General features: G+C 66.3%; 8 protein-coding genes. 6 read left to right on the forward strand and 2 right to left on the reverse strand.

From position 1 onward, the window contains the following. Positions 1-33: 33 nt before the first annotated feature. The 3 genes from prfA (at position 34) to grxD (ending at position 2,331) form a co-directional block, all read left to right on the forward strand. The gene (prfA, locus tag ETQ85_RS22985; protein WP_148581384.1) at positions 34-1,119 is read left to right on the forward strand and encodes a peptide chain release factor 1; all 1,086 of its coding nucleotides are present in this window, start codon (positions 34-36) and stop codon (positions 1,117-1,119) included. A 10-nt stretch (positions 1,120-1,129) separates the two neighbouring features. Beyond that, the gene (gene prmC / locus ETQ85_RS22990; protein ID WP_148581385.1) at positions 1,130-1,951 is read left to right on the forward strand and encodes a peptide chain release factor N(5)-glutamine methyltransferase; all 822 of its coding nucleotides are present in this window, start codon (positions 1,130-1,132) and stop codon (positions 1,949-1,951) included. 62 nt (positions 1,952-2,013) lie between these two features. After that, positions 2,014-2,331 (forward strand): Grx4 family monothiol glutaredoxin, encoded by a 318-nt coding sequence (grxD, locus tag ETQ85_RS22995; RefSeq protein WP_187394834.1) that lies wholly within the window; start codon positions 2,014-2,016, stop codon positions 2,329-2,331. 60 nt (positions 2,332-2,391) lie between these two features. Here the strand turns inward: grxD and ETQ85_RS23000 are convergent, their stop codons facing one another. Together ETQ85_RS23000 and argH are read right to left on the reverse strand one after the other, a co-directional pair. Further along, on the reverse strand, positions 2,392-3,672 hold the full coding sequence (locus tag ETQ85_RS23000) for a serine/threonine-protein kinase (protein ID WP_148581387.1): 1,281 nt from the start codon (positions 3,670-3,672) through the stop codon (positions 2,392-2,394). Between the two features lie 10 nt (positions 3,673-3,682). After that, positions 3,683-5,140, reverse strand: a complete 1,458-nt coding sequence (gene argH / locus ETQ85_RS23005) for an argininosuccinate lyase (RefSeq protein WP_148581388.1) — start codon at positions 5,138-5,140, stop codon at positions 3,683-3,685. 85 nt (positions 5,141-5,225) lie between these two features. Here argH and ETQ85_RS23010 point away from each other — a divergent pair, with 85 nt between their 5' ends. The 3 genes from ETQ85_RS23010 to ETQ85_RS23020 form a co-directional block, all read left to right on the forward strand. After that, on the forward strand, positions 5,226-6,245 hold the full coding sequence (locus ETQ85_RS23010) for a sensor histidine kinase (protein ID WP_148581389.1): 1,020 nt from the start codon (positions 5,226-5,228) through the stop codon (positions 6,243-6,245). Beyond that, on the forward strand, positions 6,242-7,018 hold the full coding sequence (locus ETQ85_RS23015; RefSeq protein ID WP_187394832.1) for a LytR/AlgR family response regulator transcription factor: 777 nt from the start codon (positions 6,242-6,244) through the stop codon (positions 7,016-7,018). Before ETQ85_RS23010 ends, ETQ85_RS23015 begins: the two co-directional genes overlap by 4 nt. 150 nt (positions 7,019-7,168) lie before the next feature. Next, on the forward strand, positions 7,169-9,217 hold a 2,049-nt coding region (locus tag ETQ85_RS23020; RefSeq protein WP_222862272.1), incomplete at its 3' end, for a YgiQ family radical SAM protein.

Raw genomic sequence — 9,217 nt, forward strand, 5'->3', positions numbered from 1 at the left:
CTGCCATGCCTGCCTGTGCAGGCCGGACTCCCCATGAAACAGCGCATCCGCGACAAGCTCGAAAACCTTGCCGATCGTCTGCAGGAACTCGACCGCCTGCTGGCCACCAGCGAAGCCGCCAGCGATATGGACAACTATCGCAAACTGACCCGCGAACACGCGGAGATCACCCCGGTGGTCGGCCTGTATCGCGATTACTGCCGGGCGCTGGAGGATGAGGCTTCGGCGAAGGAGCTGCTGGGCGACCCGGAAATGAAGGAGCTGGCGGTGGCCGAACTGGAATCTGCCCAGGCCGCCCAGGTGCGCATCGATGCCGATCTGCAGACGGCGCTGCTGCCCTGCGATCCCAACGACGACCGCAATCTTTTCCTGGAAGTCCGGGCCGGCACCGGTGGCGACGAGGCGGCGTTGTTTGCCGGCGACCTGCTGCGCATGTATACCCGCTACGCCGAGCGTCAGGGCTGGCGGGTCGAGATCATTTCCGCCAGTGACTCCGAACTGGGTGGCTTCAAGGAAGTGATCGTCCGCATTGCCGGCAATGGCGCCTACTCGCGTCTCAAGTTTGAATCCGGCGGTCACCGGGTGCAGCGCGTGCCGGCCACCGAAACCCAGGGGCGCATCCATACCTCGGCGTGCACCGTGGCGGTGATGCCCGAAGTCGACGAAGTGGGCGATGTGGAACTCAACCCCGCCGACCTGCGCATCGACACCTTCCGCGCCTCCGGTGCCGGCGGCCAGCACATCAACAAGACCGACTCGGCGGTGCGCATCACCCACCTGCCCACCGGCATCGTCGCCGAATGCCAGGACGGCCGCTCCCAGCACCAGAACAAGGCCTCGGCCCTGCGCGTGCTGGCGGCGCGCATCAAGGACATCCAGGTGCGCGAGCAGCAGGCCAAAGAGGCCGCCACCCGCAAGAGCCTGATCGGCAGCGGTGACCGTTCCGAGCGCATCCGCACCTACAACTTCCCGCAGGGGCGCCTCACCGATCACCGCATCAACCTCACCCTCTACAAGCTGGATGCGGTGTTGCAGGGCGACCTGGATGAGGTCGTTGCTGCGCTGACCGCCGAACATCAGGCCGAACTCCTCGCCGCGCTGGCGGAAGAGGGCGCCTGAGTTGACCGCCATGCCGGCGACCATCGGCGAGGCCCTGGGCGCAGCCCGCGGGGCCATTCCAGCCAGCGAAGCACGCCTGTTGCTGCGCGAAATCCTTGGTTGCAGCGCGGCCCAGATCTCCGCCTACCCGGAGCGCAGCTTGTCTGCCGGGCAGGCGCAACGCTTTGCCGAAATGCTCGAACGCCGCGTTGCCGGCGAGCCGGTGGCCTACCTGCTGGGGGAGCGGGAGTTCTACGGGCGCAGCTTCCGGGTTACGCCGGCGGTGCTGATTCCGCGGCCGGAGACAGAGCTGATCGTCGAGCTGGTGCTGGAAAGGCTGGGCGCCGGCGCCGCGCCGCGCATTCTCGATCTGGGCACCGGCAGCGGGGCGCTGGCGGTGACGCTGGCCCTCGAAATCCCGGCCGCGCAGGTCACCGCCGTGGATTTTTCGCCAACGGCGTTGGCGGTGGCCGCGGCCAACGGGGCGGCGCTTGGGGCGCGGGTCCGTTTTGTCGAGAGCGACTGGTTTGCGGCGGTAGGGGCGAACGCCTTTGATTTTATTGTCAGCAATCCGCCCTACATTGCCGACGACGATCCGCATCTGGGGCAGGGGGATGTGCGCTTCGAGCCGTCCACCGCCCTGGCTTCGGGGCCGCTCGGCATGGATGATCTGCATCGCATTGCCGCGGCCGCACCGGCTTTTCTGGCGCCGGGCGGCTGGCTGCTGATGGAACACGGTTACGATCAGGCGGCAATGGTCCGTGACTTGCTCTGTCGTCAGGGCTTTGTCGATGTGGGCTCTGCCCGGGATCTGGCGGGTATCGAACGCGTCACCTTCGGTCGCCGTGCTTGACGAGTTCGTCCAGCAGGCCTAGACTTTCCCGACTGAATTACTCAACTATTTGCGAGACCATGATGGACGTTCAAAAGATCATTCACGAACAAGTCACCACCAACCCGGTCGTGCTGTACATGAAGGGCACCCCGGCGATGCCCCGCTGCGGTTTCTCCGCTTCGGCCACGCAGATCCTGCGCGCCAGCGGCGTGTCGGACTTCTTCTCGGTGGACGTGCTGTCCAACGAAGCCATTCGTCAGGGCATCAAGGAATACGCCAGCTGGCCGACCATTCCCCAGCTCTACATCAAGGGTGAGTTTGTTGGCGGTTCGGACATCATGAAAGAGATGTTCGATTCCGGCGAGCTGAAGAAGCTCATCGAAGAAGCCCTCGCCTGAATTTCGGCGGGCACTGAAAAAGGCGGCCATGGCCGCCTTTTTTGCGTTCACACGGGCAGTTCAGACTTTGGCGATACGGCTGTTGGCCATCGTCAGACGCGTCGCCAGGACTTCCAGGAAACCCTTGTAGAAGTGCATCTGGCACAGGCTGGAGGAGCGCAGCAGGGCCGGCGCCCGGATGGTCAGGATGCGTGTTTCGGTGGTTGTTTCGACAGAGGCCGTGCGGGCCCCGCGTCCGGCCGAGAACAGGGACATCTCGCCGAAACAGTCGCCGGCACTCAGCAGGTTGAGCAGATGGCCCTGCTTGACGATGCGCAGGTCGCCCTCGACGACGAAGCAGAAATAGTTGCCCGGTTCGCCTTCCTTCATCACCACGGTGCCCGGTGGAATCAGGCGCCACTCGGCGAAGCGGACGATTTCCCAGATCTCGATGTCGCTGAATTCGCGGAAGAAGCGAAAGGCGCGCACGCGTTCGAACTTCTCGCTGTCCGGTGGTTCGCTGCGATCGGTGGCGAGGTTGCGCTTGCGGTGAGCCTGGGCCAGATCGTGGGAGAACTCCATCCAGGTGGCGTAGCGTTCGGAAAGCTCCCGCTGCATGGCTTTCTGCACGATGGCGTCCAGTTCGGGCGGAATCTCCGGACGGATGCTCGACGGCGGCGGCGCCACGTGATGGGCGATCTGATACACCATATTGACGTTGCTGCTGGCGTCAAAGGGCAGGCGCCCGGTGAGCAGCTGGTACATCACCACGCCGAGGGAATAGATGTCGGTGCGGTGATCGAGAGGCAATTCGCGCACTTGCTGCGGCGACATGTAGGCCGGCGAGCCGACGCCGCACACCTGGGTCGTCTCGGTAGCGGTGAAGATCGCCGCGCCGAAATCCGAAATCTTGATGTCCTGCCCCTCGGGGGAGGTGAGCAGGATGTTGGCCGGCTTGATGTCCCGGTGGGTCACGCCTTGCAGGTGGGCGTAATCCAGGGCCCGGGTGCATTTGAAGATGATTTCCACCAGCCGCTCGAAGGACAGCAGCTTGCCGGTTTCGGTGAAGGCTTCGAGGGTCCCGCCGGGGACGTACTCCATCACCACATAGGCATCCCGTTCCTCGATGACGGCATCGTGGATCTGGACGATGTGGGGATGTTGCAACTTGCCGGCGAGGGACGCCTCGTTGAGCAGCAGGTGGTGATACAGCGCGCTGCGGTCGGTGCCGCGCATGAGCTCCGGGTGGAGGCGCTTGATGGCCACCTCCCGCTGGGCGAAAGGATCAAAGCCGAGATAGACCGCGCTGGTCGCGCCTTCCCCCAGCAGCCGGCTGATCTCGTACTTGCCGATCCTTTCCATGTTGTGCTCCTCAGGCCAGACGGCTGCGGGCGCGGGCGATGGCGGCCCGTACCTGCTTCGGCGCAGTGCCGCCGATGTGGTCACGGGATGCCAGCGAACCTTCCACCGTCAATACTTGGAACACATCCGCGTCGAGTCGTTCGACCGCGCCGGCCACATGGGCCATGGCCGTCTTCAGTTCGTCCAGCGGAATCTGCGGCAGATCGCAACCCTTCGCATCGGCCACGCGCACGGCCAGTGCCACGGCTTCGTGGGCGTCACGGAAGGGCAGGCCCTTCTTGACCAGGTAGTCGGCCAGATCGGTGGCGGTGGCGAAGCCTTGCGTCAGCGCGGCCTGCATGGCCTCCTTCTTGACGCGGACGTTGAAGACCTTCTCGCCATTGGCCTCGACGCGGCTGCCCATCATGTCGGCGTAGATGCGCAGGGTGTCGATGGCGGTGTCGGCGGAGTCGAACAGGGGCTCCTTGTCTTCCTGGTTGTCCTTGTTGTAGGCCAGCGGCTGGCCCTTCATCAGGGTCAAGAGGGACACCAGGTTGCCGTTGGCGCGGCCGGTCTTGCCGCGCACCAGCTCGGGCACGTCGGGGTTCTTCTTCTGCGGCATGATCGAGCTGCCGGTGCAGAAGCGGTCGGCCAGGTCGATGAAGCCGACCCGCGGGCTCATCCACAGGATGAGTTCTTCGGACAGGCGCGACAGGTGGGTCATCAGCAGCGACACGGCGGCGCAGAACTCGATGGCGAAGTCGCGATCGGAAACCGCGTCCAGCGAGTTGAAGCACACTTCCTCGAAGCCCAGCAGCTCGGCCACGTATTCCCGGTCGATCGGGAAAGTGGTGCCGGCCAGTGCGGCAGAACCCAGCGGCAGGCGGTTGACGCGCTTGCGACAGTCGGCAAAGCGCTCGGCGTCGCGGCGGGTCATCTCGAAGTAGGCCATCAGGTGGTGGCCGAAGGTCACCGGCTGGGCCACCTGCAGGTGGGTGAAGCCGGGCAGCGGGGTGTCGGCGTGGTGTTCGGCCAGGTCGAGCACGGCCAGCTGGAATTCGCGGATCAGGCCGAGGATGGTGTCGATGGCGTCGCGCAGCCACAGGCGGATGTCGGTGGCCACCTGGTCGTTGCGGCTGCGCCCGGTGTGCAGGCGCTTGCCGGCGTCACCGACCAGCGCGGTCAGGCGCTTCTCGATGTTGAGGTGGACATCTTCGTCGTCGAGGTTCCAGTTGAACTCGCCGCGTTCGATCTCGCCGACGATCTGCGCCATGCCGCGCTCGATGTCGGCCAGGTCGGAAGCGCCGATGATGCCCTGGCGGGCCAGCATGGTGGCGTGGGCCAGCGAGCCGCGGATGTCCTGGGCGGCCATGCGGTTGTCGAAGAACACGCTGGCGGTGTAGCGCTTGACCAGGTCGGAAACGGGTTCGGAGAAGCGGCCGGACCAGGCCTTGGCGGGGCCGTCCTGCGGCGCGGATTGATCTGCCATAATTGTCAATGCTCTCTGCGATTAAGAGGGCCTCTGCCCGGAGAGAACCCCGTGGATTCAAGGTTTTGGCCCTGATTTTTGACCCATGAGTATAAAGCAAAACCCGGGCCGCGCCGGGCGCGACCTGTACGCGGCCGCCTTGCCGGATTTCCGCAATCTGGGCGTCGTGCTGCGCATCCTGCTGCTCGTCAACATTCTGGCGCTGGTCGCGGTGTTGCTGCGCAATGACGAGGTGGGGCGCGTGGGGGGCGAAATCCTCGACATGGCGGTGCGGGTCGAGTTTCCACTGATCTTGTCGATTGCGCTGCTGTTCCTGCTCCAGCCGCTGTTGCGGCGCCTGCCGGGCCCGTCTGGGGTGGCGGCAGTGGGCGGGCTGGTGCTGGCCGTGGCGGTGTTCAACCAGAGCCTGCTGGCGCCCCTCGGCGATGGCAGTCTGCTGCGGCCGCTGTTCTGGTCGATGGCGGCGGCGGCCTGTGTGCTGGCCTATTTTCGCCAGCGCGGAACGGCCCGCTTGCCGGCGTTGGCCGAAGCCCGCCTGATGGCGTTGACGGCGCGCATCCGGCCGCATTTCCTGTTCAACAGCCTCAATGGGGTGCTCGGCGTGCTGCGCGCCAACCCGCGCCGCGCCGAGGAGGGGCTGGAAGAACTGGCCGACCTGTTCCGCGCGCTGATGCAGGAGAATCGCGACCTGGTGCCGCTGGCCGACGAGATCACCCTGTGCGAGCGCTACCTGAACCTGGAGCGCCTGCGCCTTGGCGAACGCCTGGATGTACGCTGGAACCGTGACCCCAGGGCCGACGAGGCGCTGGTGCCGCCACTTTTCCTGCAGCCGCTGGTCGAGAACGCCGTCTATCACGGCATCGAACCGGGCGCCGGGCCGGGCACCGTTTCCATTACCATCCAGCGGCGCGGACCGCAGGTGCTCATCGAAATCGCCAATCCGGTCCTCGACCCACTGCGCCATCACGCGGGCAACCGCATGGCCCTCGACAACATTCGCGAGCGACTGATGCTGTTCTATGACCTGGAAGCCACCCTCGACACCGAGCATCGTGCCGACGCCTACTGCGTGCGCATCCGCCTGCCGTTCCGGTGCGAGCGATGAGCGGCGGGGCGGCCCTTGCGCCCCTCGCGGTGCTCATCGTGGATGATGAAGCGCCGGCCCGCGAGCGTTTGCGCGACCTGTTGGGCGACATCGCCGACCGCCAGCCGACGCACATCGCCGGCATGGCCGCCAACGGGGTCGAGGCGCTGGCGCTGCTCGAGCGCGAGCGGGTCGACCTGATCCTCACCGACATCCGCATGCCGGTGATGGATGGCATCGAGCTGGCCCGCCACGTGGGGCGGCTTGAACACGCACCGGCGGTGATCTTCACCACCGCCTACGACGAATACGCGGTGCGCGCCTTCGAGCTGGCCGCGCTGGATTACCTGCTCAAGCCGGTGCGCGCGGTGCGCCTTGGCGAGGCCATCGCCAAGGCCCGCCGGTTGCGTCCGCCGGCCGACGACATCCTGCGCCAGATGGCACCCGCCAGTCGCAGCCACTTCAGCATCAGCGAGCGCGGGCGCATCCTGCTGGTACCGGTGGCCGAAGTGCTGTTCCTGCGTGCCGAGCAAAAGTATGTGGTGGCACGCAGCCGTGAGCGCGAATACCTGCTCGACGAATCCCTCGTGCAGCTCGAAGAAGAGTTTCCCGAGCGCTTCCTGCGCATCCATCGCAACTGCCTGATCGCCCGCCATGCGGTAAAGGGCGTGGCCCGGGCCATTACCGGCGAGGACGGCGAAGCCCACTGGGTGATCCTTCTCGACGGCCTTGCCGAGCAGTTGCCGGTGAGTCGTCGCCAGTGGCCGGCGGTGAAGGAAGCCCTCGGCGTGTGAGCCTGCGATTTGCCGGGAACGTCTGCTTCTGCGGGTGTTCCAATTCAGGGTCCCGTACAATCGCGCCCCATGGAAAACCCCGGCCTCGCCCCCTCTTTGCTCTCGTATCCCCGTTACCGGCCCAAGCTCAAGCCGGCGCCCTTCCTGCCCATGTCCCGGGCCGAGATGGACGCCCTGGGCTGGGACGAGTGCGACATCATCGTCGTCACCGGCGACGCCTACATCGACCATCCCAGCTTCGGCATGGCCCTGATCGGCCGCACCCTCGAAGCCCAGGGCTTCCGCGTCGGCATCATCAGCCAGCCCGACTGGCATTCCGCCGATGCCTTCCGCGTCCTCGGCAAGCCGCGCCTGTTCTTCGGCCTCACGGCCGGCAACATGGACTCGATGATCAACCGCTACACCGCCGACCGCAAACCGCGCTCCGACGACGCCTACACGGCCGACGCGCTGCCCGACAAGCGCCCCGACCGGGCCGTGGTGGTTTACGCCCAGCGCGCCCGTGAGGCCTACCCGGACGCCAACATCGTCATTGGCAGCATCGAGGCCAGCCTGCGCCGCATCGCCCATTACGACCACTGGTCCGAGAAGGTGCGCCGCTCGGTGCTGCCCGACGCCAAGGCCGACCTGCTGATCTTCGGCTCCGGCGAGCGGGCCACCATCGCGCTGGCCCACCGCCTCGCCGCCGGCGAGCCCATCGAAGCCATTCGCGACCTGCGCGGCACCGCCTTCATGGTCAAGCCGGGCTGGCACCCGGAGGGCTTCGTCGAAGTCGACTCCGTCGCCATCGACCGCCCCGGCCCCGTCGAGCCGCACCGCGACCCCTACGAAATGGAGCCGCAACAGGCCGCCCCGGCGCTGCCCGACGGCGCCCAGCCGGTGCGCATCGTCCCCGCCGGCGAACGCGTCGCCGCGCGCAAGGCCGACCGCGCCCGCCAGGTCATCCGCCTGCCGGCCTACGAAGTGGTCAAGGACGACAAGGTGATGTACGCCCACGCCTCGCGCACCTTCCACCTCGAATCCAACCCCGGCAACGCCCGCGCCATGGTGCAGGCCCACGGCGTCGGCCCCGGTTGTCGCGACGTGTGGCTCAACCCGCCGCCGCTGCCGCTGTCCACCGAGGAAATGGACTGGGTCTTCGGCCAGCCCTACGCCCGCAAGGCCCACCCTGTGTACGGCGAGGCGCGCATCCCGGCCTGGGACATGATCCGTTTCTCGATCAACATCATGCGCGGCTGTTTTGGCGGGTGTACCTTCTGCTCGATCACCGAGCACGAGGGGCGCATCATCCAGAGCCGTTCGGAAGCCTCAATCCTCAAGGAAATCGAGGAGATCCGCGACAAGACGCCGGGCTTCACCGGCACCATTTCCGATCTGGGCGGCCCCACCGCCAACATGTACCGCATGGCCTGCAAGGACCCGAAGATCGAGTCCTCGTGCCGGCGCCTGTCCTGCGTCTTTCCGGGCATCTGCGAGAACCTCGGCACCGACCACGGCCCGCTGATCCAGCTCTACCGCAAGGCGCGGGCGATTCCCGGCGTCAAGAAGGTGCTGATCGGCTCCGGCCTGCGTTACGACCTGGCGGTGCGCTCGCCCGAATACGTCAAGGAGCTGGTCACCCACCACGTTGGCGGCCTGCTCAAGATCGCCCCGGAGCACACCGAGGACGGCCCCCTCAACAAGATGATGAAGCCGGGCATCGGCACCTACGACCGCTTCAAGGAAATGTTCGAGAAGTACTCGAAGGAAGCCGGCAAGAAGCAGCACCTGATTCCCTACTTCATCGCCGCCCACCCGGGCACCACCGACGAGGACATGCTCAACCTGGCCCTGTGGCTCAAGTCCAACGACTTCCGCCTCGACCAGGTGCAGACCTTCATGCCCACCCCGATGGCCATGGCCACCACTATGTACCACTCGGGCAAGAACCCGCTGCGCAAGGTCTCGGTGGATTCCGAAGCCGTCGATACACCCAAGTCGGGCCGTCAGCGCCGTTTGCACAAGGCCTTGTTGCGCTACCACGACCCGGAAGGCTGGCCGCTGATCCGCGAGGCCCTGCGGGCGATGGGCCGTCACGATTTGATCGGCAGCGCGCCGCGCCACCTGGTGCCGCGCGATCAGCCGGTGATCCTCGACCGGGGCGAGCCGGGCAAGGGCGGCGGCGCCGGCCAGTCGCGCAAGACCGGCGGCAAGGCCGAC

Source organism: Zoogloea oleivorans (assembly GCF_008107625.1).
Classification (GTDB): Bacteria; Pseudomonadota; Gammaproteobacteria; order Burkholderiales; family Rhodocyclaceae; genus Zoogloea; species Zoogloea oleivorans.

Bases quoted from the DNA above. Each gene is read 5' to 3' on its own strand.
- prfA (WP_148581384.1), top strand. From the start codon at position 34: ATGAAACAGCGCATCCGCGACAAGCTCGAAAACCTTGCCGATCGTCTG.
- argH (WP_148581388.1), bottom strand. From the start codon at position 5,140: ATGGCAGATCAATCCGCGCCGCAGGACGGCCCCGCCAAGGCCTGGTCC.
- prmC (WP_148581385.1), top strand. From the start codon at position 1,130: ATGCCGGCGACCATCGGCGAGGCCCTGGGCGCAGCCCGCGGGGCCATT.
- ETQ85_RS23010 (WP_148581389.1), top strand. From the start codon at position 5,226: ATGAGTATAAAGCAAAACCCGGGCCGCGCCGGGCGCGACCTGTACGCG.
- grxD (WP_187394834.1), top strand. From the start codon at position 2,014: ATGGACGTTCAAAAGATCATTCACGAACAAGTCACCACCAACCCGGTC.
- ETQ85_RS23015 (WP_187394832.1), top strand. From the start codon at position 6,242: ATGAGCGGCGGGGCGGCCCTTGCGCCCCTCGCGGTGCTCATCGTGGAT.
- ETQ85_RS23000 (WP_148581387.1), bottom strand. From the start codon at position 3,672: ATGGAAAGGATCGGCAAGTACGAGATCAGCCGGCTGCTGGGGGAAGGC.